This window comes from Martinezella rhizogenes (assembly GCF_027460065.1).
Classification (GTDB): domain Bacteria; phylum Pseudomonadota; class Alphaproteobacteria; order Rhizobiales; family Rhizobiaceae; genus Agrobacterium; species Agrobacterium rhizogenes_C.
Genome location: NZ_JAPYZZ010000003.1, coordinates 249,924 through 275,680 on the forward strand (window position 1 = coordinate 249,924; position 25,757 = coordinate 275,680).

At 53.0% G+C, this 25,757-nt stretch carries 17 protein-coding genes and 8 pseudogenes; 22 read left to right on the top strand and 3 right to left on the bottom strand.

What is annotated here, in order from left to right; all coding sequences use genetic code 11:
* Window positions 1-2 precede the first annotated feature (2 nt).
* From rfbB to O8B93_RS07705, 6 genes and pseudogenes are all read left to right on the top strand, one after another.
* Window positions 3-1,058: a dTDP-glucose 4,6-dehydratase gene (gene rfbB / locus O8B93_RS07680; protein WP_269709246.1), complete on the top strand. Its 1,056-nt coding sequence runs from the start codon at window positions 3-5 to the stop codon at window positions 1,056-1,058.
* 4 nt (window positions 1,059-1,062) lie between these two features.
* Entirely contained in the window at window positions 1,063-1,956 is an 894-nt protein-coding gene (gene rfbD / locus O8B93_RS07685; RefSeq protein WP_269709247.1) for a dTDP-4-dehydrorhamnose reductase, read from the top strand.
* The gene (gene rfbA / locus O8B93_RS07690) at window positions 1,953-2,819 is read left to right on the top strand and encodes a glucose-1-phosphate thymidylyltransferase RfbA (protein ID WP_269709248.1); all 867 of its coding nucleotides are present in this window, start codon (window positions 1,953-1,955) and stop codon (window positions 2,817-2,819) included. The genes rfbD and rfbA overlap by 4 nt, the downstream gene beginning before the upstream one ends.
* Window positions 2,806-3,792, top strand: coding sequence for a glycosyltransferase family 2 protein (locus tag O8B93_RS07695; protein ID WP_309568497.1), 987 nt, complete (start codon window positions 2,806-2,808; stop codon window positions 3,790-3,792). Before rfbA ends, O8B93_RS07695 begins: the two co-directional genes overlap by 14 nt.
* Before the next feature lie 157 nt (window positions 3,793-3,949).
* Entirely contained in the window at window positions 3,950-6,301 is a 2,352-nt protein-coding gene (locus O8B93_RS07700) for a glycosyltransferase (protein WP_269709250.1), read from the top strand.
* A gap of 208 nt (window positions 6,302-6,509) precedes the next feature.
* A pseudogene (locus O8B93_RS07705) lies at window positions 6,510-6,767 on the top strand (transposase); the annotation flags it as partial.
* A gap of 256 nt (window positions 6,768-7,023) precedes the next feature.
* On the opposite strand, the gene O8B93_RS07710 reads toward O8B93_RS07705, so the two are convergent.
* Complete coding sequence (locus O8B93_RS07710) at window positions 7,024-8,055, bottom strand: IS110 family RNA-guided transposase (protein ID WP_405049045.1); 1,032 nt, start codon at window positions 8,053-8,055, stop codon at window positions 7,024-7,026.
* Between the two features lie 64 nt (window positions 8,056-8,119).
* Between O8B93_RS07710 and O8B93_RS07715 the strand changes: the two are divergent.
* The 12 genes and pseudogenes from O8B93_RS07715 to O8B93_RS07765 all read left to right on the top strand — a co-directional run.
* Window positions 8,120-8,966: pseudogene (locus O8B93_RS07715) on the top strand (IS3 family transposase); the annotation flags it as partial.
* Between the two features lie 322 nt (window positions 8,967-9,288).
* Window positions 9,289-10,365 carry an NAD-dependent epimerase/dehydratase family protein gene (locus O8B93_RS07720; RefSeq protein ID WP_269709251.1) on the top strand — a complete coding sequence of 359 codons (1,077 nt, stop codon included), beginning with the start codon at window positions 9,289-9,291 and terminating at the stop codon, window positions 10,363-10,365.
* 54 nt (window positions 10,366-10,419) lie between these two features.
* A complete protein-coding gene (locus O8B93_RS07725) occupies window positions 10,420-11,340 on the top strand; it encodes a glycosyltransferase (protein WP_269709253.1) in 921 nt (306 codons plus the stop codon).
* On the top strand, window positions 11,340-13,193 hold the full coding sequence (locus O8B93_RS07730) for a methyltransferase domain-containing protein (RefSeq protein WP_269709254.1): 1,854 nt from the start codon (window positions 11,340-11,342) through the stop codon (window positions 13,191-13,193). Before O8B93_RS07725 ends, O8B93_RS07730 begins: the two co-directional genes overlap by 1 nt.
* Window positions 13,193-14,317: an acyltransferase family protein gene (locus O8B93_RS07735; protein ID WP_269709255.1), complete on the top strand. Its 1,125-nt coding sequence runs from the start codon at window positions 13,193-13,195 to the stop codon at window positions 14,315-14,317. The genes O8B93_RS07730 and O8B93_RS07735 overlap by 1 nt, the downstream gene beginning before the upstream one ends.
* A gap of 262 nt (window positions 14,318-14,579) precedes the next feature.
* Window positions 14,580-16,217, top strand: a complete 1,638-nt coding sequence (locus O8B93_RS07740; protein ID WP_269709257.1) for a rhamnan synthesis F family protein — start codon at window positions 14,580-14,582, stop codon at window positions 16,215-16,217.
* Window positions 16,218-16,295: 78 nt separating this feature from the next.
* Window positions 16,296-16,578 (top strand): annotated as a pseudogene (locus tag O8B93_RS07745) (transposase); the annotation flags it as partial.
* Window positions 16,579-16,663: 85 nt separating this feature from the next.
* Window positions 16,664-16,858 (top strand): annotated as a pseudogene (locus O8B93_RS27920) (transposase); the annotation flags it as partial.
* Between the two features lie 18 nt (window positions 16,859-16,876).
* Window positions 16,877-17,119: pseudogene (locus tag O8B93_RS27925) on the top strand (integrase core domain-containing protein); the annotation flags it as partial.
* A gap of 161 nt (window positions 17,120-17,280) precedes the next feature.
* Entirely contained in the window at window positions 17,281-17,478 is a 198-nt protein-coding gene (locus O8B93_RS07755) for a hypothetical protein (protein WP_269709258.1), read from the top strand.
* Window positions 17,468-18,154: a recombinase family protein gene (locus tag O8B93_RS07760; protein ID WP_269709259.1), complete on the top strand. Its 687-nt coding sequence runs from the start codon at window positions 17,468-17,470 to the stop codon at window positions 18,152-18,154. The genes O8B93_RS07755 and O8B93_RS07760 overlap by 11 nt, the downstream gene beginning before the upstream one ends.
* A 415-nt stretch (window positions 18,155-18,569) precedes the next feature.
* Window positions 18,570-19,196: a hypothetical protein gene (locus tag O8B93_RS07765; RefSeq protein WP_269709260.1), complete on the top strand. Its 627-nt coding sequence runs from the start codon at window positions 18,570-18,572 to the stop codon at window positions 19,194-19,196.
* Window positions 19,197-19,486: 290 nt separating this feature from the next.
* Here the strand turns inward: O8B93_RS07765 and O8B93_RS07770 are convergent.
* Window positions 19,487-19,636, bottom strand: a pseudogene (locus O8B93_RS07770) (integrase core domain-containing protein); the annotation flags it as partial.
* Window positions 19,637-20,094: 458 nt separating this feature from the next.
* Between O8B93_RS07770 and O8B93_RS07775 the strand changes: the two are divergent.
* The 4 genes and pseudogenes from O8B93_RS07775 to tnpC all read left to right on the top strand — a co-directional run.
* Entirely contained in the window at window positions 20,095-21,858 is a 1,764-nt protein-coding gene (locus tag O8B93_RS07775; protein ID WP_269709261.1) for an ABC transporter ATP-binding protein, read from the top strand.
* A 325-nt stretch (window positions 21,859-22,183) separates the two neighbouring features.
* A complete protein-coding gene (gene tnpA, locus O8B93_RS07780) occupies window positions 22,184-22,546 on the top strand; it encodes an IS66-like element accessory protein TnpA (RefSeq protein ID WP_269709262.1) in 363 nt (120 codons plus the stop codon).
* A 29-nt stretch (window positions 22,547-22,575) separates the two neighbouring features.
* Window positions 22,576-22,890: an IS66 family insertion sequence element accessory protein TnpB gene (gene tnpB / locus O8B93_RS07785; RefSeq protein WP_269709335.1), complete on the top strand. Its 315-nt coding sequence runs from the start codon at window positions 22,576-22,578 to the stop codon at window positions 22,888-22,890.
* Window positions 22,891-22,962: 72 nt separating this feature from the next.
* A pseudogene (gene tnpC / locus O8B93_RS07790) lies at window positions 22,963-24,327 on the top strand (IS66 family transposase); the annotation flags it as partial.
* 282 nt (window positions 24,328-24,609) lie between these two features.
* On the opposite strand, the pseudogene O8B93_RS07795 reads toward tnpC, so the two are convergent.
* Window positions 24,610-25,711 (bottom strand): annotated as a pseudogene (locus O8B93_RS07795) (IS110 family RNA-guided transposase).
* Window positions 25,712-25,757: the final 46 nt, after the last annotated feature.

Sequence of the window (25,757 nt, forward strand, 5' to 3'; positions counted from 1 at the left end):
TTATGCGCGTTCTAGTCACCGGCGGCGCCGGTTTCATCGGCTCGGCCCTCGTCCGTTATCTTGTAAGCGAGGTCGGCGCGGATGTTCTCACCGTAGACAAGCTGACATATGCGGGGAACCTCGCCTCCCTCAAGCCAATTGAGAACGCACCGAACCATCGCTTCCTTCAGGCCGACATATGTGACCGGGCCGCAATGAATGACGCCTTCGCGACATTTCAGCCGGATTATGTGATGCATCTGGCCGCCGAAAGCCATGTCGATCGCTCAATAACCGGCGCCGCTGATTTTATTCAGACCAATATCAATGGCACGTTCACGATGCTGGAAGCAGCGCGGCAATATTGGAGCGGCCTTGCGGATGACGCCAAGGCGAATTTCCGCATGCTTCACGTCTCCACCGACGAGGTTTATGGCTCGCTCGGGGACGATGGCCTTTTCGAGGAAACAACGCCTTACGATCCGTCGTCGCCCTACTCCGCTTCGAAAGCCGCGAGCGATCATCTCGCCACGGCCTGGCAGCGCACCTATGGCCTTCCGGTCGTGATTTCCAACTGCTCCAACAATTACGGGCCATTCCATTTCCCGGAAAAGCTCATTCCGTTGATCATCCTCAACGCATTGGAAGGCAAGCCGCTGCCAGTCTACGGAAACGGCGCCAACATACGTGACTGGCTCTACGTGGAAGACCACGCACGCGCTTTGTGGCTCATCGTGCAGAAGGGACTTGCCGGCGAGAAGTACAATGTCGGCGGCAGAAACGAGCAAAAGAACATCGATGTGGTGAACTGCATCTGTTCCATTCTCGACGAGCTGCGCCCGCAATCCACGCCCTATGCCGAGCTCATCAAATACGTGACGGATCGTCCCGGCCACGACGCCCGCTACGCCATCGATGCGACCAAGCTTGAAACCGAACTCGGTTGGAAAGCGCAGGAAAACTTCGCCACCGGCATCCGCAAGACAGTAGAATGGTATCTCGACAATGCGTGGTGGTGGCAGCCGCTGCGCGAGGGTGTGTACTCCGGAGAGCGCCTCGGCGTTCTAACGAAAGGCTGAACGAATGCGGCTTGCAGTGACCGGTAAAAACGGACAGGTCGTCAGCGCCCTTCAGGCATTGGCGAGTGTCGATCTGGAGATCATAGCTCTGGGTCGACCCGAACTCGATCTCGCCCAACCTGAAACTGTGTTGCAGGCACTACGTGACGCAAGGCCCGACGTCGTGGTTTCCGCTGCCGCCTATACCGCTGTCGACAAGGCAGAGAGCGAGCCGGAGCTTGCTTTCGCTGTCAACCGGGATGGAGCAGGAGCCGTCGCGCAAGCGGCAAAGGAACTGGGCGTTCCAATTATTCATCTTTCCACGGACTACGTTTTTGATGGGACCAAGGCTACGGCTTATGTCGAAACTGACCCGATTGGCCCCATGTCCGTCTACGGCCTCTCGAAGCTCGAAGGCGAAAAGACCGTCGCGGACAATACCCCCAATCACGCCATTCTGCGCACCGCATGGGTTTATTCGGAATATGGCAACAACTTCGTGAAGACCATGCTCCGGCTAGGTGAAAGCCGCGACGAAATCAATGTGGTTGCGGACCAGTTCGGATGCCCCACCTCGGCAAACGATATCGCCAGCGCAATCATCGAAATCGCAAGGCAGCTTTCGGCAGATTCTTCCCTCCGTCTGCGTGGCGTTTTTCATCTGTCTGGAACGGGTGAAACCAACTGGGCAAATTTCGCGAAACAGATATTCGCATTTTCCGCCGAAAATGGCGGAAAGCCGATGGTCGTCAACGATATCGTGACGGCGCAATACCCTACCCCGGCCAAGCGCCCAGTAAATTCCCGGCTTGATTGCAGCAAACTGGAAGAGGTCTTCGGAATAAGATTGCCGGCCTGGCAAACATCAACGCGCGCGGTGGTCACCGCTCTTGCGCAGAGCAAAAAGGAAACGCCATGAAGGGCATCATTCTGGCCGGAGGCAGCGGCACGCGTTTGCATCCAATGACATTGGCGGTCTCGAAGCAGATCCTGCCGGTCTACGACAAGCCGATGATCTATTATCCGCTGACCACGTTGATGCTGGCCGGCATTCGTGAAATTCTCATCATCTCGACACCCCATGACATGCCGCTTTTCCAGTCTCTTCTGGGTGACGGCGCAAAATGGGGTCTTTCCATCGAATACGCTGTTCAGCCAAGTCCAGATGGGCTGGCGCAGGCCTATATAATCGGGGCAGACTTCGTGGCGGGTTCGCCTTCGTGCCTTATCCTGGGCGACAACATATATTATGGTCACGGATTGCCGGAACTTCTGCAGGCCGGCACGGGCGTAATCGATGGCGCGACTGTTTTCGCCTATCACGTCAACGATCCCGAGCGTTATGGTGTGGTCGATTTCGATAGCGAAATGCGAGCCATTTCCATCGAAGAAAAGCCCGCGAAGCCCAAATCCAGTTGGGCAGTAACCGGTCTTTATTTTTACGACGCCGATGTGGTCGACATCGCAGCCAACCTCAAGCCTTCGACACGTGGCGAATACGAGATTACCGATGTAAATCGCATATATCTTGAGCGCGGCAAGCTTAAAGTGTCGATCATGGGGCGCGGCTACGCCTGGCTAGATACGGGAACACCCGACAGTCTTCTTGAAGCCGGTGAATTCGTGCGTACGCTGGAAAAGCGACAGGGTTTCAAGATTGCTTGCCCTGAAGAGATTGCACTCACTAAGGGTTTCATAACAGAAGCGGAGTTTGACATTATAGCAGAAAATGCCGGCAAGGGCGATTATGGCGTTTATTTGAGAAAGCTTGCCGCGTCGTAAAGAACGCTTCACCGGCCAATTTCCACAAGGGGTCAACAACCTGCCTTTCGATGTGGACATTCATCATTGGCCAGATGCTATTGGAGTTGAAATGACAGCGTTACCACTTTCCGCCGTTACAGTGGTTTCGGTTTGTTACAAAAGCGATGGGCTTGTCCGGGATATGATTACGTCGATTCCGGACGAAACCCCAATCGTCCTAGTGGACAACGGGCACACGAATACTTTTGCCGATCTCCCTCCAAAAAGGAACGTCAGAGTTGTGAAACTCGATAAAAATCTCGGATTCGGTCGGGGCTGCAACGCCGGAGCTGAAGTTGCCGAGTCCCCTTGGATTTTCTTTGTGAATCCCGACGCTAGATTAAATCCGGGGGCAATCGAGGCTCTTCTTGAAGCAGCTGCTCAGTATACTTCGGCAGTTGCTTTTAATCCGCGAATTTATAACGCAGACGGAAGCCCGTACTTTAAGAGGCGATCTTGGCTTTTGCCTCGCCAACTCTACATGAGCAAAGGCTGGCCAAGTGAAGACGCAATAGTCCCGGTACTGAGCGGTGCCGCGCTCTTTGTATCCAAAAGAAGCTTCGACTATGTTGGTGGTTTCGATCCCAATATTTTTATGTACCATGAAGACGATGATCTATCTCTACGCTTAGCAGCTCTTGGCGAGCTGATGTTTGTGCGAAAATCAACAGTAGTTCATTCAGCTGGTCACTCCTCTGGACGGTCTCCAGAGATTGCCAGACTGAAGGCATATCACATGGCTCAGTCAAGGATTTATGCTGGAAAAAAGCACCATAGGCCGTTTGCTAAAACCTCCACTCTCCTGCAAGCCTGTCTTCTCTTTCTCTCACCTCAAGTGCTTTTTTCAGCACGGCGCAGGGCAAAAGCTATCGGATTTCTCCAGGGCGCTCTCGGTAAAACCTTGTCCGAATTCTCCACTGTCGATTCGTTCAACACCCCGACAGAACTTTAAGCGCGACGTCCAGATAGTGCGTGGAAACGTGAGTGATATGCCCCGGCGTGGCGGGTCACCTGTCAAAATCATGTGCTCGACTTGCGAACCAGAATAAGTTATCGCGATCCAAATGCGAAGCATGTTGCCGGAACCTATACAAAGTCAGGAATGCGATTTGGCCACACGCCGTGAAGACGAAAGCAAACTGATGGACAATCTGATCGCCGATATCGATTTCATATCCGGGGAGGTAGATTCGCTCCAACGTGGAAACTGGGCAGGCAACGTGTCGCTAATGCGACTACTTAAAAATCTGCTTTACTCGCGGTTGCTTTACAAGCTTTCAAAGATTGAGCGGTTCAGCCAGCGTCGACGCGAGCGTTTTTTCAAGTCTGCGGAAAAACGTGATCCGATGTTGTTGGTGCGGAAGGTCGACCAGTTCTGCATAAAATATTATCGACGCATCAATGAAAATGAAGCACTAGCAAAACGCATATCTGAATTAGGAAACAAGACCGGATTGAAGGTCACCGCGATTGTTCCAAACTACAATCATGCGAATTATCTACCACAACGCATTGAGAGTATTCTTAATCAAACCTATCCCCTTATTGACATCATAATTCTAGATGACTGTTCGACCGACAATAGTCGCGAGATAATAGAAGCGTATGTAAGTAAACATCCCGCACGCATAAAGTCAGTGTTCGCAACGAAGAATTCTGGCAGCGTATTTCGGCAATGGGCGAAAGGTCACTCGCAGGCAACGGGTGACGTCGTGTGGATTTGCGAAAGCGATGACTTCTGCGAACCAACATTTGTGGAGCGTGCAATCCGCGCCTTCAGAGATCCGAGCGTCATGCTGTCTTTTGGAAGTGTCCAGTATGCTAATACCAGCGGCGAATTTGTACAGGGGCTGGATGATTACCGCGAAGAATGCGAACCGGGCATATGGGATCACACAATCGTCCGACCCGCATCCGAATGGTTTTGCAACGGCTTTGGTGTTAAAAATGCCATACCCAATGTTGGTGGCTCGTTATGGCGTCGTTTTCACATTTCTGAAGATGTTTGGGCTCAGGCCTCGGAATTTAAAATCATGGCCGATTGGTTCCTCTATTCCGTTATCGCGAGTGGAGGACAAATCGCATATGAACCCACGGCAGTAAGTTACTTTCGAATACACGCCAATAATACGTCCGGAAAAAAAGCACAAAGCGATCCATCATATTACGATGAATACTTTCGCATCATGAAGATTTTAAAATCAAAATGGCTGATTCCGGAAGAAATACTAGCGCGGTTTCTCGCTGAATCCTATAAAAATTTTAAACGCTCACGCGTAGGCGGACAAAAATTCGAAACAATTATCAAAGAAAATGAGTTGAAAGCAACGTCGCGCGTTCAGCCTCACATCTTAATCGGACTACTCGGCTTCACTTTCGGTGGCGGTGAAATATTGCCTATTCACTTGGCAAATGCGCTCCACGAATTGGGAGTGGTCGTCTCGGTTTTACAGATTCACACCACCGACGATCAACAACGGGTGAAACAACTATTGAACCCCGCGATACCTATCTACAATGCGAACCATGTTCGAGAGATGGGTGCCGTGAACTTTTTGGAACGTGCGGGGATATCGATTGTTCATTCTCATGTAGCGAACGTCGATAAACTCTTCCTCGAAAATGGCGACTTACCATGTGCATACTTCTGCACATTGCACGGTTCTTACGAAGCCATGAAAATTTCAAAGAGTAGAATTAGTCGATGGAGTAAAAAGGTCGATCGATTTGCATATTTAGCCGAACGCAACCGTGTACCGTTCGAAGGCTTGAACATACCAGACAATAAGTTCTTAAAAGTACGAAATGCCATTCCGGTGGATGAGAGACCATTTCCAAAAACTCGAACGGACTTGGGAATATCGAAAGACGCGATTGTCTTTTCTCTGGCCGCACGGGGTGTCGAAGGCAAAGGATGGATCGAGGCCGTTAGAGCTTACCTGAAATTGCGGGAACGTCGCCCAGACATTCCATTGGCGTTACTTATGGCCGGAGAGGGAACCAGCGTAGAAGATGCCAAAAAGATCGCGGCCAGCGACCCCACGATTCATTTTCTCGGATTCATCAGCGAGGTTCATGGACTATATCGACTTAGTGACGTAGCTCTGCTTCCTAGCCGATATCCAGGCGAGTCATTTCCGCTAAGCCTTATTCAAGCTTTTCAGGTCGGAATTCCGTGCATTGCCACTGACGTTGGTGAAATCAAAAGGATGACGACACTTGATTCAAAACAAGCCGGCATCATTTTTAAGCCAATTGACGATACAGAAATGTTTGTGGATGAGCTTTCGCAAATCATGGAGAAAATTCTCGACGCATCTCTGAGAGAGGAACTGCGTGAGACCGCAATCAGCTTAGGTAAATGCTTCGACATCAAACAGTTGGCATCAGAATACCTTGAGGAATACCTTTCACTGATCAAAAGCAACGATGCTTTTCACAGCAGCATGAAAGTTCAATAATGCAACGCTTGCCATGCATGATGATAGCGATTATCGGTGTGTGGAGCTCATCACAGGGCGTCGCAAGCGCAGGAATTGGTCGGACGAAGAGAAGATTGAGATCCTAGCTGCCAGTAACTGCTCTGATTGCTCTGATCCCCAAAAACTGGATCGTTTTTGATTGGAGTTTTTCGCGCTAGATTCCCGGCTGGGAACAGGAGCGGAAGCAATGAAAGCATCGATTTTTTCGGACGCACAGAAGGCGTTCATTCTCAAGCAGGGTGACGATGGCGTGCCGGTGGCTGAGATTTGCCGGAAAGCTGGAACTAGCCAGGCGACCTATTTTAATTGGCGCAAGAAGTATGCGGGTCTACTGCCCGACGAGATGCGGCGATTAAAGGCTCTGGAAGATGAGAATTCCAGGCTCAAGAAGATCGTCGCGGATCTGACACTGGACCGCGAGATGTTGCAGGACGTCATCCGCCGAAATGTATGGTCCGCCCTGTCATTGCAAGGATTTTAGGTTCCGGCGATAGCAGTTTGCGTAAATGTATCCGGCCTCTCGCGAGTGGACTGCTGTTGCAGCCAGGCCCTGATGAGATCCGCACATTCTGTTTCCAAATAGCTTCTTCGGGCACGAAGCCCGCTTTCGACCAGGATTTACAGAATGTCGATCAACTGTCTCGTCATCACCCTCGAACCTCGCAATCTGTCCGGCCTCAACGGCCAGAAAGGCGATTGGGTCAAGCTGCGACCTGACGCATGTACGTGGCCCCCGGCTTTGTCAGGACAACCCAAACGATACGGGCCAGCTTGGCAGCCAAAGCTACGGTCACCTTGTTAACATGCATTCTCAGCCGCAAGGTGTCGATCCAGACGCCAAGACGATCCTTGCCGCGATCGAGATGCAGCATACATTGAATGATCAAGCGACGAAGATAATTGTTGCCGCGTTTGCTGATGCCCAGGAGGTTCTGCTTCCCTCCGGTGGAATATTGTCGAGGCACCAGGCCCAGCCAAGCCGCAACGTCCCGGGCTTTGGAAAAGCGTGTCGGATCACCGATCGCGGAAAGTATGGCGGTTGCGCCAAGCGGCCCGATCCCCGGAATTGTCATAAGGCGTCTTGCGCGCTCGTCGGTATCGGCGATCTTCTCAATGTCGTCGGAGACCTGTCTGATCCGGGCTTCGAGCCGGCGGAAATCATCATGTAGATCTCGTGGAACAGATCGCGCCATAGGCGTCAGATCATTGTCGAGGTCATCCATAACCCGGCAAATGTCGACCTTGAATACGCCAGCTCCCTGCCGCATCGCGACACCATGCTCGAGGCAATGGGCGCGCATTTGGCAAATCAGGTTCGTCCGGGCCGATACCAGTCGGCTACGAACCTGGTGCAGCATTTGAAGGTCAACCTGATCCGCTTGCTTGACACCAACAAAACGCATTGTCGGTCGCGTTGCAGCCTCGGCGATTGCCGCGGCATCGATGATGTCATTCCTGTTCGACTTCACATAGGGCTTCACGAATTGCGCAGGGATAATGCAGACGAAATGACCCATCGTCTGCAGTTTGCGCGCGAGCCATTGCGATCCCGGGCAGGCTTCCATTCCAACAAGCGTCCGGTGAGCCCGTTCGAAAAACTGCAACAAAGTCTCACGTCGGAATTTGACGCGCTGAACGATCGCGCCTGAGCAATCAAGGCCCACGACATGGAAGAGGTTCTTTCCAATATCTACTCCAAAGACGGCGCACTCCTGCGGTTGGTTACGATTCATAATCAGGGCCCTCCTTTGCCCATCCCCACTATGCTCTCGGGAGACAACGCGGACCATCCCATTAGCTCTGAGGCCTGTCCGGAAGCGCAAGCTGATCGACGGGATGTTGGTGGATTGGGGCATATCGATCCGACGGGCCTGCCAGGCGCTGAAGTTCGACACGTCGACCTATCACTACAAGTCCCGTCGCACCGAACAGGCCCCACTCGAGAGACGGATCAAGGAGATTTGCGAGACACGCGTGCGGTATGGCTACCCGGCGTGTCCATGTCCACTTGCGCCGCGATGGATGGAAGATCAATATGAAGAAGACGCGCAGGATTTACAGCGAGTTAGGCCTTCAGCTGCGCAACAGGCATCCCAAGCGTCGGGTGAAGGCAAAGCTCAGAGACGATCGCCAGGAGGCGGTCGGGCCGAACGATGTCTGGGCGATGGACTTTGTTCACGACCAGCTCGCGACCGGCAAGAAGCTACGCATCCTGACTGTGGTCGACACGCACTCGCGCTACTGCCCCGCCACCGACGCACGGTTCACCTATCGCGGTGAGGATGTGGTTCAGACGCTGGAGCGTATCTGCAAGGGCATGGGCTATCCCAAAACGATCAGGGTCGATAATGGCAACGAGTTCATCTCTCGCGACCTCGACCTTTGGGCCTACGCCAACAACGTCACTCTGGACTTCTCTCGGCCCGGAAAACCGACCGATAACGGCTTCATCTAGGCCTTCAACAACAAGCTTCGGGCCGAGTGCCTGAACGCGCATTGGTTCCTGACCCTTGCGGATTCGCGCGAAACGTTGGAGACTTGGCGTCGATACTACAATGAGGATCGCCCTCATTCGGCAATCGGGTATAAGGTCCCGATTGCGATGCATAATCCCGGTGGCGCAACCAGCCCGTCATCGTGGTAACAGCCGGAAAACTCCAATTCCCGGCGCTCCAAACTTGGGGCTTAGAGCAGGTGCCGAGGCCGCACACCCTCATCACTCCAGGAGGGCTATGTCGCCCCTACGCAGTTGGTATTTTGCCATGTCCACATGTGGCGCAAGTTCGTCGATGCCGTGTGGCCGCCAAACGGCCCCATGTATCTTCGCGTTGTGTCGATTGCTGGGGAAAAATTGGCCTAGCCACGTAGATTTGTTATTTTCGAGGCTATATACGAAAAGAAACATTGTGCTTATGGGGCGGGAAATGGCCTGCCGACCTACGTAAAAGATTAGCCGGAGCGATTAAATGCGTGATTGTATTATAGTAACTGGTGGTGCGGGGTTTATAGGCTCAGCTCTCAGCAAGCTCATTTGCGCGTCTGGTCTGCCGGTGGTCGCTGTCGATAGCTTTCTTGAGCAGGTACATCCTAGTGGAGAACGGTCCGAATTTATGGACGACCGCGTCATTCTGCTGAAGCGGGACGTGCGAGACGCGAATACTTGGGCTGATCTCTTAGCGGAATACCGACCGGTGAAGGTCGTGCATTTGGCCGCGGAAACGGGAACAGCGCAGTCGCTTACCGAGGCAACACGTCATGCCTCGGTCAATGTAGTCGGGACCACGGAAATGCTCGATGCGTTCGCACGCGCGAATGTTCGACCCAACCGCATCGTTTTGGCGTCAAGCCGCGCCATTTATGGCGAGGGCATGTGGCGGGACACTTCGACTGGAGTAGATTTCTATCCGAAACCTCGGACCCACGAAATGTTGGCCCAAGGACAATGGGTACCCAGCGGCCCTAGCGGAGCCGCTGCTACACCCATCCCGCACAACGCATCGGTTGTCGTACCACGGCCGACCAGCGTATATGGAGCGACCAAGCTAGCACAGGAGCACATTCTCGCTTCGTGGTGTGGAGCATTCGGGGTCCCGCTGAGTATACTGCGACTTCAAAATGTGTATGGCGAAGGGCAGTCACCCTATAATTCGTATACCGGGATTATCAATGTATTTCATCGGCTTGCTCGAGAAGGTCAGGCGATACCAGTCTATGAAGATGGGCTTATAGGCCGCGACTTTGTTCACATTGATGATGTCGTTAAAGTCATCGAAAGTGTCTTGGCAGACAATAGTGTGGTTGATCACAAATTTGACGTGGGCACCGGGACGGAAACGACCATCTTGGAAGCCGCCCAAGTGATTGCTGAACTGCATGGGGCAGCTAAGCCTGTGATTTGCGGCAAGTTTCGTGATGGAGATGTCAGAGCAGCTGTTGCAGACGTAGGTGCGATGCGCGCAACAACAGGTGTTTCGCCGAAGGTCTCGTTTGTCGAAGGTTCAAAGCGCGTCGGCAATTGGCTGATTCGTGGCGGACACATTTGATAGGCGCATGCTCGCCGAACTACGGTAGCAGAATAAGACTAGAGAGTGGGGAACATGTTTCAGTTACCAAAAACAAGCCATTGTGGCGTGTCGATTCAGGTTCAATCAATTCTCTATCATGTAGATGAAACGTCGATCCGCAGAGCTCTGGAGTCCCTCACAAGGGCAATTGAACTCGCTGTAAGGGACGGGCACTGCACCGAGGTACGCGTGAGTTATGGCGATACGTCTGCGCAACGCTGTCTTTCTGAGGCCGCGCTTGAACGCTTGTCAACTGAATTTTCAGGGACATTTAAACTATCGTATCGTTTTTTTGACGAGAACCTTGGTTCCGCTCGAGGGCACAATCGCCTAGCGGAGCACGCGGATACCGACTTTCTGCTCATTCTCAATCCCGACGTTGTGGTCTCCCCACGGCTGTTCGAAAACATGCTTGCACCATTCAGTGACGAAAAGACGGGGATGGTGGAGGCTAAGCAACTTCCAATCGAGCACCCCAAGGCCTACGATCCAAATACCGGAGAGACAGGCTGGGCGACGACGGCTTGCGCGCTAACCCCAACTGCTCTTTTCAACGCGATTGAGGGGTTCGATGCAGATACATTTTTCCTGTATTGCGATGATGTCGATTATTCATGGCGCGTACGCGAGGCGGGATATAAGGTAATCTTCATGCCTAGTGCCGTCGTTTTTCACGACAAACGCGTCTCGCAACAAGGTGCTTGGCAGCCATCTAGTGCCGAACGTCGCTACTCGGCCGAGGCAGGTCTATTGATAGCCCACAAGTGGTCAAGACCCGATCTCGTTAAGAGAATTGCATCTAGATTTCGCAAGGGTGGTCCCGACGAACTAGCCGCGCTCAAGAAGTTCGAAGAGAAGGAAGCGGCTGGGACGCTGCCGACACCACGAGACGCTGCCCATCGCATCGGCGGATTCGATGGTCATTTTTATACCAAGCATAGGTACATACTCTGATGTTGAACCTAGATGGACACTATGATCATGCATTTGAGCATGACAACGTTTACGGGCATGCGCTGGCATTACTTGCGCGATACCGAACCGTTGACCCGGAAGTGCGGGATAGAACGCGAACCGTTCATCTCGATCTAGGCTGTGGTTTTGGCCGAATTGCTGAACCGCTCACAGAGATACTCGAGCGCGACTACATTGGTATTGATGGTGCGGCAGAGGGTTTGCAATCGCTCAAGTTTCGCGGCTTCGAAGCCCATGAACTCCTGTTCGATACTTACGAGCAGACTTTGAACGCTCTTCGCGAGATCCTGGCTGGGCGACAGGTGGGCTCATTGACAATGCTTGACACGCTCGAGCACTTGCCGAATGGCGATATGGTTTTGCGCGTGATTCGCGAGCTAATTGGCCAAACAAATGCTCCAGCGATTATTAGTGTCCCTAATGTTGCACACCGCGATATTGGCTTTAAATTGGCATTCGGTCATTGGGACTATACGCGCTCGGGTCTGCTCGACCACACACATACCAGGCTATTCAGTCGTATCTCGCTTAAGAGGACCTTTGGGGCAGCCGGGTTGCATATTGTTGACCGCAACGACGTGGATTTGGTTAGCAGCGACCAGTATTTCCCGGACACTCACCCTGCGCTTGCAACGGGAACAACACTCCATTCCGTTTTGAAATCTTTGCGCGAGAATATTGATGATTCAGCCGTTGTAAATCAGTTTGTAAGTTTGGTTGTTGCAGGACCGCAAGTGACCGCCCACGCTTACCTTGAAGATAGTGCGCGGCACTCCGAACGTCCGTTCTTGTCAATTGTCATGCGGACTCAGGGCAAGCGTCCGCACTGCTTAGATGAGGCATTGACAGCGCTAGCTGGCCAAGAAGACCGAGACTTCGAGTTGCTTGTAGTCGGGCACAAATTGTCGCTTGAACAACAGATGTCTGTAGAACGCGCGATAGAGGACACTCCAGAGTGGCTTCGCAACGCCACTCGGCTTATTCGAGTCTATGATGGCAACCGGACCCGACCGCTCAACCGCGGCTTTGAAGAAGCACTCGGGGAATATATTGCCATTCTGGACGATGACGACATTCCGATGGCGCACTGGGTTTCGACTTTCCGAACACTTGCAGAAAAGAAGCCGGGTGCAGTGCTCCGTGCGATTTGTGCCCGCCAAGACGTTGATACTGTGACTGTTGGCGGGAGAAAAGGGGTTCGCGCAGTCGGTGCATTCGACCCTTATCGGGCTGTCTTCGACATTGTCCAGCACTTGGTGATGAACCAATCTCCAACGTGCGCGCTCGCCTTTCCACATGGCGCGTTCCATGAACTCAACATCAGATTCGACGAATCGCTGACAACCACTGAAGACTGGGATTTTTTGCAACGGGTTGCGATCGTTGTCGGGGTAAGCTCGTCCCAAGAGATCACCTCAATCTATCATTGGTGGAAGCGGACAGAAGACTCCTCACGTACTGATCATAATGAAGCCGAGTGGAAGTCAAACCACCTCGCGATCTACGGGAAGATTGACAACCTGCCGATCCTCCTGCCGCCCGGCTCTGCTCAACAGTTGCGTGATCTGTACAATCTGGCAATGATCGGAATGCCTGTGCATGAAGGAGACAGGGCGTCGTGTGAGAGAGAGATCACCGCAATTCTCTCTTCGAAAAGTTGGCGCTGGTCAGCACCCATGCGTTGGCCCGCAATGAGGAGAGGGCGAAAAGATCCTAGGGTCGAGGATCTTGCGAGCATGACATACTTACAACTTGCAACACTCTTGGCTCGCCTTCGGCGGTCGGGATCTTGGCGAAAAATGAGGATTTTTCATGGTGATCGGCGAAGGTAATGACTGTGGTTCCAACTAGAACGCAGGAGCAGCATGCGAGTGAACAGCACGGAGACAACTTCGCCGCTATTCGACTGATCGCTGCTGTGCTTGTGGTTTTTGGTCATTCTTTTCCACTCTCCGGTGGTCATGGACCGGGTTATCTGGGTAGCCCGGTATCCACGCTCGCGGTGAAGGTGTTTTTTGTGATCAGCGGCTACCTCATATCGGAGAGTTGGGTGCGAGATCCGAACGTGGTGCGCTACCTTCTCCGGCGCAGTTTACGAATTTTTCCTGCTCTGATCATTCTGTGCCTAGTCACTGTTCTCCTTGTGGGGCCAACACTCACGGTATTGCCTGTCAGTACCTACTTTGCCAAATCCGGTACATGGAGCTATTTTTGGAATGTGGGCTTATTGCCCAACTACAGCTTGCCTGGCATGTTTGCGAGCAACATTTATCCCAACGCAGTAAATGGCTCGCTGTGGACGCTGCCAGTCGAATTCCTGATGTATCTCATCATGCCGCTTGTTCTTCTTCTGCCAATGTCTCGATATGCTGTGGTTGTTGCGGCGCTAGCGCTGTCAGCAGCTTCAGTTTGGTTTACCCGCATACATATTCCCGATGCGCCCCCGGTCTTTTGGGGCACCAACTCGTTGAATGCACTGGAGATGGCGCCATATTTCCTCTGGGGGGCCGCATATCGATTGTGGTGCAAAAGGGGGCAATACCTGAATCTGCAGGTAGCTGTGCTCATGCTCCTGTTGCTCCCACTGCTTGCCACCGATTGGCTTCGCTCTGAGGTAGTGGCGCTGATTGTGGTGCCGTACCTAACTCTCGCATTCGGTCACGCTGCACAGCCAGTTTTTGCTTGGCTTGAGCGATACGGCGATTTTTCCTACGGGGCATATCTTTACGGCTTCTTATGCCAGCAGATTGTTGCACACTTCCTGCCTTCGGCCAATCATTGGCTAAACTTCTTTCTTGCTGTAGCTCCCACTCTGCTTCTCGGAGTGCTCTCTTGGAAGCTAATCGAAGAACCGGCTCTGAAGTTGAAGCCCCGTCAGAGGGTGAGGCGCGCAGAGGTGGTTGCCCCCGAGAGAGCAACACCGCCGTTTGCGGTTCAGCAGGGCGTGAGTACTTGACACGAGGTGCGGTAGACCGTGCGCTACATCGTGATCACTTACGATGACATGTCGCTAGAGCTTAAGTTCGTGTGCGATTTGTTGCCCCGAAGCATTGACCGACTATCGCTCCATACGCGGTCGAAGTCCGGATTCGGTCAAGCATTGTGGACCTACTAAGGGGATATCTCTATTTCGTCGCCGTGTGCCGCTTGTTGTTGCACATTTGGATGGCCGCGCGACTGAATTCTACAATTAGGTATGCTTAATAAAGGACTATACGATGGATGGAATTTCTATGACCACGCTTGAGAAAAAAGTAAATCGACTGATTGTTTATTTTTTCTGGGATGCCGATGGCATCGTTGATGATTATGTCATTCATGCCCTAAATTCACTTTATAACTATGCATCCAAAGTCGTAGTAGTTGTAAATGGACATGTAAACGAAGATGGGTACAATAAGCTTAGCTCCGCGTCGAATACATTAATAATCAGAGAAAATTATGGACTTGATGCTTGGGCATACAAAGCAGCATTCGAGCAATTGGGATATGAGTATATTGCGGACTTTGATGAAGTTCTCGTTACAAACTTCACATTGTATGGCCCAGTACTTCCACTTTCAGATATGTTCAAAAAAATGGATTCAACAGCTTGCGATTTCTGGGGCTTGGCTGGCTATAATCAAAAAAAGACCGACGGCTTGGAAGTTCAGCATATTCAATCTTTTTTTGTTTCCTATCGTAGATCTTTAATTTCCACTAAAGATTTTGAAGATTATTGGAATCAACTACCAAAAATTGAAAATTACGCAGACTCTGTTAATCTTCACGAGCTATCCCAGACTCCATATTTCGCGGCTCGCGGTTATACTTTCGCTAGCTGGGCATCAACTGAAAAATATGCCAACGTTTCTCCGGCAAACTTTATAATCACTTGTGCAGATCGTCTGTTGGTGGAGGATAGCTGCCCATTTATAAAGCGGCGAGCACTCTTTTTTTCAAATGGTCGGTTTGAACCTGGAAGTGGTATTCAAAAGATCGAGCATATAACAAATTTCATCAAAAGTCGCACCGACTATGATGTTTCCATGATTCTTGAAAACATGGCGAGAACTCAGAAACCAATTACGCCACCTGGCAACAACGTCGCCCTAGCTCAGAATCGTCCTGTCTCACGTCTTCAAAAATATAAAATGAAAATTGGGTCACGTGTTCACCCGAGCCGAAAAGTTAGAAGGTCTTTCAGAAGGATACTTGCAGAAGAGACCAATGGCCCCGTTCCGTTCGAGCATGAAGATCTAATTTGGAAACGCTATCTAGATTGTTTTCGTTACAAAAAGCCTGAAGCTAATTTGATGGAGACATGGATTCCCAATATCCAACACATTGGTCGATATTCCTACGCCGCACCAGACATATGTATTGTGAGTGTAGGAACGGTTATTGGGTCATTCTGCTCTATTGGTCAAAGAGTTGTAATAGGGCATGGAAATCACCCAAAAGCGTTTTTATCGACGTCACCGTTTTTCTATTTCGATGAATTAGGTTTTAAATCTCAAAAAATGCCAACCTACGACGGATTTTGGTACATTGAGCCTGTAATAATAGGCAACGACGTATGGATTGGGGATGGTGCCTGGATCAAGAATGGAGTTAAAATAGGAGATGGCGCAATTATTGGTGCAAGAGCCGTTGTTACTAGGGATGTTCCTCCTTATGCCATTGTAGTAAGGAGTCCCGCACAAGTTATAGATTATAGATTTGATGAGGATACAATCCAAACCCTTTTAGCTAGTAAATGGTGGGATTTACCGGATGATGTTATTCGTCAAATACCATTTGATGATATCGAAAGAGCGACATCATTTTTGACAGCATTGAAAAAGGATGACAGCATTGAAATAGAGCGTCTCTAAGAGCCTGACCGAAAAAGAGTTGAGTGAAATCAGTCATTTGTGATTATGTTTGTTTGCTTAGTGCGAACGAAGACCACAATGGGTTGGACTGATTTCACCCGTTGGCAAATATGCCCGACGCGCGCGCCGCTATGCAAGTGACCTGACGGATCGGGAATGGGGATTGACCGTCCTGCCTATCTGGACCAAGGCGTTTGGGCAGGCCGCGTAGCACCGATCTTCGCGAGGTTATGAATGCGTTGCTCTGCATTGCTTCGACGGGTTGTCAGTGGTGAATGCTGCCCAAGGATTTTCCGCCTTTTACAACTGTGCAGGCCTGTTTTACGAGTGGCGAGCGGCGGGTTTATGGGGACGGATCAACCAGAGGTGGCTCGGGAAATCTGGACAGTGGGTTTAAGTGGAATTTCTGCCTGACTTCGGCTTAGATGCCGGAAACAGGAGATACCATGACGAGACGACCACGCCGGAACCATAGTCCGGCTTTCAAGATAAAGGTTGCACTGGCGGCCATCCGAGGCGAGCAGACGCTGGTGGAATTATCCCAGCAGTTTGATGTGCACGCCAACCAGATCAAACGGTGGAAAGACCAGCTTCTTGAGGGGGCGACAGGCGTTTTCGGCGATGAAGCGAAGGTGGAACCGGCAGGTCAGAAGGCCGAAATCGCCATTTCGATGGATAGCAAGGGCGCGTGGCGGGACAACGTCTTCGTCGAACAGCTCTGGCGGTCGATCAAATAGGAAGAAGTGTACCTCCACGCCTACAAGACCGTATCCGAGGCCCGTGTCGGCATTGGCCGATATCTCACCTTTTACAACAACCGATGCCCACATTCATCGCTTGACCGGCAGACGCCTGATCAGGCCTACTCCAACGCGCTGGCACCGATGATAGTGGCGGCATAGTCGAGGCGGAAATCCACTTAACCAAACGCCCGAAACTGTTCAGGCAAACCGAGCCACCTCTCTTGCTTTGGCAAAGTTGCTGGAAGAGGCAGGCACTCCGTCACAAGGCGCGGATATGAGCGCAGCATTGATCTCTCACGAAACGAGTCGGGGAGATGTCCATGCCTCGCCAGTTTACGACATATCAGTTCGATCTGTTCTCGAGCATACACAGCGGGAAGACACCAGCGATGCCGCAATGGCAGACGTTGCCGGAAGGAACACAACAGGCGTTGACGGCACTCATCGTACGGCTGCTCGTCGACCACGCCAACGGCGAGAGCGCCTCCCAGTCGAAGGAGGCCGGTCATGATGCATGAGAAGATCAGCGCCCACCATCTTGAGCGCAAGGCCATTCTATATGTCCGACAATCATCGGCTCATCAGGTTCTGCACAACCGCGAAAGCAGCGCCCTTCAATACGCCATGCGTGACCGCCTGACGGCACTTGGCTGGTCGCAGATCGAAACAGTTGATGAAGATCTTGGTCGTTCGGCAGCCGGAGGCGTAACCCGCGCCGGCTTCGACCGGATGGTTGCCAAGGTCTGCCTTGGGAAGGTTGGGGCGGCTGCAGCACGAGAGGTATCGCGCTTTGCCCGCAACAGCCGGGATTGGCAACAGCTCATTGAGATGTGCCGCGTCGTCGACACCGTTCTGATCGACCAGGAAGCGGTCTATGCGCCGCGCCAGGGTAATGACCGCCTGCTTTTGGGGCTGAAGGGCAGCCTCAACGAGTATGCGCTGGATCTCTTGCGCCAACCTTCTCTTTCCGCCCGCTATGAGAAGGCTCGCCGCGGCGAGCTTGTCGTTAATGTCCTGATTGGATTCTTGAAAGCCGGTTACAGGATCGAGAAGGATCCCGACCGGCACATTCAAGAGGCCATTGTGCTCGTCTTCAACAAGGTTGCCGAACTCGGCAGTGCGCGGCAGGCGTTGCTATGGTTCCTTGAGCAGGGCCTGGAGGCGAGGTCATCTGGCGCAGGCCCAATTACGTAACCATCCATCGGATGATTGAGAACCCGATCTACGGAGGTGCGTATGCTTATGGTAAGAGTCGCTCCGTGCCGGGATACGATGGCCGATCCGGAATTCGCCGCGAGGCGCCCAATGAATAGCTGGCCTTAATCGCGGATGCCCACGAAGGCTATGTCAGTTGGGAACGGGCCGAGGAGATCCGCAAGATGGTCAGCAATACTGTGGCTGCCAGCCGACATAACGGGGCGCCGAAGCATGGCGACGCTCAGCTTGCCGACCGTTCCGTTGTAAGAGGCGCAGGCGGAAGCTGACGGTCCGGTACACTGGAAACAATCATAACATTCCTCGCTATTCCTGCTGGCGTGGCCTGCTCGACAACGGTGAGCCTCGCTGCATCGCCTTCGGCGGCCTGCGGGTCGACGATGCGATCGAGGAGATGCTGCTTGGCGTCTTTGAACCGGGAGCCATTGCTGCTAGCGCTGAAGCAGAACGCAACATAGCCAACCGTCGTGATCAAGTTCACGACGCCCTTCAGCGAGATCTCGAGGCGGCGAGCTTTACGGCCGATCGGGCATTCCGGCAATATTACGCTACTGATCCGGAGAGCCGGCTGGTGGCATCGGAGCTCGAGGCGCGCTGGAACAAGGCTCTCACTAGCGTTGGCGAGATCGAGAATAAGATTGCCAGCCACAAAGCTGCGATACCGCAAGTGTCGTCGTATTCCATGTTGGATATCGCCGCTCTTGCCGGAAACCTTCGCGCCGCCTGGTCGGCGCCGGCAACCTATACCAAACTTAAAAAACGGATTCTGCGCACGGTCATTCATGAAGTGGTTGCCGATCTCGACGATGTGGCTTCCGAGATCGTCCTTGTCATCCATTGGGCTGGTGGAGTTCACACCGAACTGCGACTGCCGAAGCGACGTCATGGCCAAAGAAACGCTACGCCCGACGACCTGATTGCTGGCATACTCAATCGCAATGGATTGACCACCGGCAATGGCAATCGCTGGACAAGTGAACGCGTCACAGCACTCCGGTCGTACCGCAATATCCCGGTCTAACGACCGCAGTCAGAAGGGATAGAGCCTTGGCTCAATCTGGGAAAGGCGGCGAAGCTACTTGGCGTTACGCCAAAAACATTGAGAATCGCATCGGAATCAGGTGAGATCGAGGCCCTGCATCCCTTGCCGGCCGGCCCATGGATCTTCAGTCACTCAAAGCTTGAACTCCCGCAAACAAAACAGCTCGTCGATCGCGCGCGACAGAACCCCAGATACCCCGCGGGATCGCCCAAAAATCAAGTAAACCTATTTACTTCAAAAACATAGAAAGATAGGCGTTATGAAACACGATTGTAAAAGGTCAGATATCGGCCAATGCCGACGCGGGCCTCGGACACGGTCTTGTAGGCGTGGAGGTAGACTTCTTCGTATTTGATCGACCGCCAGAGCCGTTCGACGAAGACGTTGTCCTGCCACGCGCCCCTGCCATCCATCGGTAATCCCCCCGCCAATTAACGGTGAGCGTCCGGCGATCGCATTTTTTATCTGAGATCGACGTGGGAGGTTGAGTTACTGGCTTAACGCTTTAGCTTGTCGGCCATTATGCACTCGATCCTTTCTCATTGAGGCAAAACTCCTTGTATTGAGCCCTCAAGTACCCGTCCGAAAACACTTCATATATTGACATGCCGATGGATGGAGACTATCTGCGTGACGCGATCTGCATCAAATTTATAGTTCCAGAGCAACTCTTCCTCCGTGGGAATTATGAAGGTATTGATGATAGCTTGGAATATTAATTGGCGTCGCGACGGACGGTTGAGTGGATAAGACCTAGCATTGGTTCACCTACGCCACTAGGTTGACGAAAATGGTTGTTTTAGTGAGGTGATACGGCGCCGCAAGCAATGCGAGCGCTCTTTTTTGGACCCCGTCTTGAATTCGCAAGGATGCTTAAGTGATCGGATCATTTTTGTCGCCAGACGACAAAAAGTTGCTGACGCGGCTTTTTAAGGAAAACTTCAAAAAACACGTTGGCTGGTACTCTGCGGCAATTGTGGCAATGCTGGTGGTTGCTGGCACGACCTCTCTCAGCGCGTGGATCATGCGTGATATCGTCAATAGCGTGTATTTGAAGCAAGGTTTCGATGTCGTTCTTGAGATTGCGTTTGCTGTTGCGGCCATTTTCATCGTCAAGGGTCTCGCTACCTTCGTACAAAGCTACTATCTCAGCAAAGCGGGCAATAGCATCGTTGCCGAACAACAACGTAAGATTTACGATCGGCTTCTGAAGCAGGGCGTGTCCTTCTTCCAGAACCTGCCATCTTCAGAACTCCTTGTCCGCGTCACTTACAACGCCCAGGCTGCGCGCAGCGTGATCGACACAATCGTCACATCTTTCGTCCGCGATCTATTCTCCCTTCTTGGCCTGATCATCGTGATGTTTGCCCAGAATTTCCTTCTGAGCGCGATTTCCATGATTATCGGTCCTGTGGCGATCTTCAGCGTTCGTCTCGTGCTGCGGCGCGTCCGGAAGATCATGGAGGCCGAACTTGCTTCACTGGGCGAAATCGTTAACGTCGTCCAGGAAACCAGCATCGGTGTGCGGGTAATCAAGGCTTTTTCGTTGGAAAAGCTGATGCGTCAGCGCATGAACAAAGCGGTTTCCGATGTTGAACAGCGGGCTAACGGCATAGCCAAACTGGAAGCAGCGACGAGCCCGATCATGGAGACGCTGTCTGGCCTTGCTATCGCCGTGGTAATTGCCGTCTCTGGCTACACCGTGCTCGAAAAAGGTGGCTCCCCCGGAGATTTGATGGCATTCATCACGGCTCTTCTCCTTGCTTACGAACCCGCAAAGCGGCTTGCTCGCATGCGCGTACAAATCGAAGGCGGCATGATTGGCGTACGCATGATGTTCGAGGTTCTGGACGCCCCGCTGACACTTGCGGAGAAACAGGACGCCGTTGCTCTTCAAAAAGCAAGCGGCGATGTCGAGCTCAAAAACGTCAGCTTCGAGTACGTATCCGGCCAGCCGGTCTTGAAGGACGTCAGCGTCCTCTTCGAGGGCGGCAAGATGACCGCACTGGTCGGCCCCTCCGGCAGCGGTAAATCCACCATCATCAATCTCATGATGCGTCTCTACGATCCGCAAAACGGTTCCGTCGAAATCAACGGGATGGATCTGCGAGACGTTTCCTTCGCCAGCCTGCGTGAACATGTTTCTTATGTCGGCCAGGAAACCTTCCTGTTTTCAGGTACGATCAAGCACAATATTTCTGTCGGCCGCGACAATGCGACCGACGAAGAGATCATTGCCGCCGCAAAGGCCGCGAATGCGCATGATTTCATCATGAAGATGCAGAATGGGTACGACACAAGGCTCGGCGAGAACGGTTCGGGCCTGTCAGGCGGCCAACGCCAGCGTGTCGCCATTGCGCGTGCGATGTTGAGAGATGCGGATATTCTGATCCTCGATGAAGCAACGAGTGCGCTCGATTCGGAATCCGAATCGCTGGTGCGCGATGCGCTGGAGCGTCTGACCCTCAACAAGACCTCTATTGTCATCGCCCACCGTCTCTCCACCATCAATCGTGCCGACAAGATCGTAGTGATGGATAATGGCGAAGTTGTCGAACAGGGCAGCCGCCGCGAATTGTTGGCCAGCGACGGTCTTTACAGGCGCCTTCACAGCATCCAGTTCGACGCGGACGTCGCCTGATCAACGAATAGATTCGGGTGGCAATGCCGCCCGAATTCGCTTCTCTGAAAAGAGAAAATGCATCTGGAAGCATTTTGCCGCCGCGCGGTTTTCAAATCGCGCCCTTCCCTCGTCGAAAGCGGCAAAATTTCCGACATTTTCGCAGCCACCCCTATCAGGTCATACTGATGCTGATTGGTCGACCACATTCTTTTTTAGCGACAAGAGATGACAATTGCTCCGTGAGCGTCTGGTGAGCTGTTTTTGCTGATGGGGCAAATCGGGCGATGTTCTGGCATTAGAACCAGCATTAGTGCTGACATTAATACCAGAACAAAGAGGTTTCATGGCCCGCGTAGAGATCATGTCCGGTACCGAGCGCAGACGGCGTTGGTCGGACGAGGCGAAGCTGAGGATACTTGCGGAAGCTGATGAGCCCGGTGCTCGCATTGGCGATGTGGCGCGCCGACACGACATTCATCCGGGCCAGATCCGCTTGTGGCGGAAGTCGTTCAACTATGTGGATCGACCGACGGTGTTCCTTCCAGTAGAAATCATGGAGGAGGTTGGCGTAAGTCAGGCGTCTACCACGGTAACGAGGCCGGCGATCGTCGAGATCTTGCTTCGAAACGGTCGGTGCTTGAAGGTTTCGGTTGACGTCGAGTTGAAGCTGCTCGGCCCGCTGGTCGCTTGCGTGGAGGCGGCATGATCGGACCATCGGCGAATGTATGAGTCTATCTGGCCTGTGGAGTGACCGATATGCGGCGTGGCATTGATGCTCTGTCGGCGCTGGTTGAAACGGTCGTGAAGGAGGCGCCGGGCTCGGGCGCAATCTTCGGCTTCCGCGGAAAACGCGCTGACCGGATAAAACTTCTGTGGTGGGACGGCCAGGGGTTCTGCCTGTTTTACAAGATTTTGGAACGCGGATACTTTCCCTGGCCGACGGCCAAAGAGGGCGTCGCGCACCTGACGCAGGCGCAGCTTTCAATGCTCGTTGAGAGGATCGATTGGCGGCGCCCGGCCTGGACGTCCCCTCCTGCTCGAATGGGCTAAAAGCTATATTTTGCAGTGACATCCGGGGCTCAATGCTAGCGTGTCGGAGGCAAATCAGCTAGATTTACGGGTATGGATACAGCGCCGCTGGACAGTCAGGATGAGCTCACTGCTTTGCGCGCACTTGTCGCCGAACAGGCGGCGAAGCTTGAGAGTCAGGAAGCCGAGGTCATCAAGCGAGACTCCATCATCGGGCTTCTTCGCGCGCAACTGGAGCTGCTCCGACATCGGCAGCATAGCGCCTCTTCGAAAAAGATCGACCGGAAGATAGAGCAGTTTGAACTGATGCTGGAGGAGATTGAGGCCTCCCGTGCCGAAGCTGAACTGCGCTCCGGCAAAACTCCTCTGCCGGAGTTGGACGACGCATCCGAGAAGCCGAAGCGTATGCCATTGCCCGATGGTCTCGCCACCGAAGAACTGATCTATGTGGCTCCCTGCAATTGCCCGACCTGCGGTGGCACCTCGTTCCTGAAGGCTGCCGACAGGGTGGTCCAGATGTTGGAGCACGTGCCGGCGTCGGTCAAGATTGTCCGGCATGTCGAGAAGCGCATGATCTGCAGGGAATGCGACACGACAGTGGCTGGCGAAATGCCGACCTTGCCGATCGAGCGCGGCAAACCCGGGCCGGGATTGCTCGCCCATATCATGATCGCCAAATTCGACGATCACATCCCCCTCTACCAGCTATCCGAGATGTACGACCGGCTGGGGATAGACATCTCCCGATCCGTGATGGCCGACTGAGTCGGCCGCGTATCCGCTTTGCTGACACCACTCGTTTTGTTGATCAGGGCCCATATCGCAGCACTCGACGGAATACATACGGACGATACCCCGGTCGATGTTCTCGACCCCGGGGCGGGGCAAGACAAAACCGGCAGGGTCTGGGTCTACTACGTCTTTGATGGCAGTGGCTATCAATCCGCCAATCCCGCAGCCATCGCCTATTACTACAGTCCTGATCGAAAAGGCGCGCATCCGGCTGACCACCTGGCAAGCTTCAACGGCGTCATGCATGCCGACGGTTATGGCGGCTACAAGAAACTCTACGGCAACCAGATCATCGAAGCCGCCTGCATGGCGCATGTGCGGCGCAAGTTCCATGATGTGATCAAGCTGAAGCCATCTCCGATCGCTGAGGAAGCGCTGTCGCGTATCGGCGTTCTCTACGATATCGAGAACCGTATCCGAGGCATGTCGGCTGACGAGCGGCACACCCTGCGCCAACACCATGCCCGGCCGGTTCTGGACGAGCTCAAGGTCTGGATCGAAACCACGCTCCCAACTTTGCCACAGAAGCAGAGGCTGGCCGAGGCGATGCGATATGCCCTGTCTCGATGGGCAGCTTTGAGCGTCTACATGGACGATGGCCGGGTCGAAATCGACAACAACATCGCTGAACGAGCCATGAGACCGCTTGGAATCGGAAGGAAGAATTCTTATTACCATTATCAATGGTTTAAGGCGCACTTTAAAACACCACCTGGGTCGCAGGCAGCGCGTAGCATGGTGTCGCGGTCAGGATGGGTCAGAGCGCCAGGAATACTCGGTTGCTCAAACTCTTGTCCTGGGATTGGCTACCCAATGGTGACGATGCGTTGGAAGGCTGCCTCGATCTGGCTGCGGACATAGGATAAACCCGTCCAAATTTTTGCTCGAGGATTCCTTCTCCGCTCCCGACGCCCTGACCATTCCGGATCGCTGATTATGGGTTAGCTCTCAAGCAGCAGGTGACGTTGTTTCGACTTCAATTTTGCGAGCAACATCCCATAGGAAGCCGACAAGTTCGCGAGCGACCGCGGTGATGGCCACGTTGCTCTTCTTCCCTGATCCGACTAATTTGTGGTATCGTGCGCTCAGCCTCACCTGGGCTTTCCAGGCGATGTCATTAATGGCCTGCGGGACGTCCGGGCGTCGCTTATGCATCCAGTTCCCAACCTTGGCCTAAACGCGGTAGGACCAGGCAGCTTCAAACAGCAAGGCGCGAAGTGCCGAGTTGCCTGTCTTCGTTATCCCGCGTGGCCGAACGGAACCGCCACTTGAGTGCTCTCGAGGAACCAGTCCAAGGTATGCCATAAGCTTCCTGGGATTGTCGAAGCGGGAGAATATTCCGACCTCAGCGACCAGTGTTGCGGCAATGACCAAGCCTATGCCTTTGAAAGCCTGAAGGTTCATCACTGTACGTGCCAGGGACCATGTTTGAGAAATGACGGCGATCTGATCCTCCAGCTCCCTTTTGCGGGCCTCGGCCTGCTCCAGTCGGTTAGGATCGCTTTGAAACGCGATCTGCTGCGCGTGATGTTGGAAATGTCGATTGCGTAGCCAGGCTCTATGCCTTGAGGTCCATGACTTGGCTGAATATCGAAGGTCATGCTTTAACAAAAACAGTTGGATCAATGTTCGTGTTTTCCGCGCATCATTAGACGCGACAGATCGAGCTCGCACTACACGACATCAGGAACCCAAACGAAGGTAAGTTCTCCGGCGCGCAACAGCCTTGCAAGCATCACGGCGTCGCGAGTGTCGTTCTTCTGCCGATTGCCCGGCCGGACAGGGGTATGGCTTGGCGCGACTACCCGGCAAACAAAGCCAACGCCTCAATTTGCCGAAAGACGTTGTATCCACACAGCCCTGCCTCGTAAACAAACTCCAGCCGTCCGTGCCTGTTCGAAAGCTTCTTTACAAGCTTGGAGATCGCATCTGGCTCGTTTGGAATGGCTCCGAAAAGACGGACCTCGCCAGATCGGCCAGCGTCTGCAATGGCAACGGAGATTGAGTCTTTGTGGACGTCCAACCCAATATATGCTTCGTAGTCAGTCATGACGAATCCATCCTCCTATCGGCCGAAATGGCACCAGGCTATGCTT

What these genes read in the sequence shown, in the direction of transcription:
- O8B93_RS07735 (WP_269709255.1), top strand. Translation starts at nt 13,193, where the DNA reads ATGACTGTGGTTCCAACTAGAACGCAGGAGCAGCATGCGAGTGAACAG.
- O8B93_RS07755 (WP_269709258.1), top strand. Translation starts at nt 17,281, where the DNA reads ATGCCTCGCCAGTTTACGACATATCAGTTCGATCTGTTCTCGAGCATA.
- rfbB (WP_269709246.1), top strand. Translation starts at nt 3, where the DNA reads ATGCGCGTTCTAGTCACCGGCGGCGCCGGTTTCATCGGCTCGGCCCTC.
- O8B93_RS07720 (WP_269709251.1), top strand. Translation starts at nt 9,289, where the DNA reads ATGCGTGATTGTATTATAGTAACTGGTGGTGCGGGGTTTATAGGCTCA.
- O8B93_RS07710 (WP_405049045.1), bottom strand. Translation starts at nt 8,055, where the DNA reads ATGAATCGTAACCAACCGCAGGAGTGCGCCGTCTTTGGAGTAGATATT.
- O8B93_RS07730 (WP_269709254.1), top strand. Translation starts at nt 11,340, where the DNA reads ATGTTGAACCTAGATGGACACTATGATCATGCATTTGAGCATGACAAC.
- O8B93_RS07765 (WP_269709260.1), top strand. Translation starts at nt 18,570, where the DNA reads ATGCTGCTTGGCGTCTTTGAACCGGGAGCCATTGCTGCTAGCGCTGAA.
- O8B93_RS07740 (WP_269709257.1), top strand. Translation starts at nt 14,580, where the DNA reads ATGGATGGAATTTCTATGACCACGCTTGAGAAAAAAGTAAATCGACTG.
- rfbD (WP_269709247.1), top strand. Translation starts at nt 1,063, where the DNA reads ATGCGGCTTGCAGTGACCGGTAAAAACGGACAGGTCGTCAGCGCCCTT.
- rfbA (WP_269709248.1), top strand. Translation starts at nt 1,953, where the DNA reads ATGAAGGGCATCATTCTGGCCGGAGGCAGCGGCACGCGTTTGCATCCA.
- O8B93_RS07760 (WP_269709259.1), top strand. Translation starts at nt 17,468, where the DNA reads ATGATGCATGAGAAGATCAGCGCCCACCATCTTGAGCGCAAGGCCATT.
- O8B93_RS07725 (WP_269709253.1), top strand. Translation starts at nt 10,420, where the DNA reads ATGTTTCAGTTACCAAAAACAAGCCATTGTGGCGTGTCGATTCAGGTT.
- tnpA (WP_269709262.1), top strand. Translation starts at nt 22,184, where the DNA reads ATGGCCCGCGTAGAGATCATGTCCGGTACCGAGCGCAGACGGCGTTGG.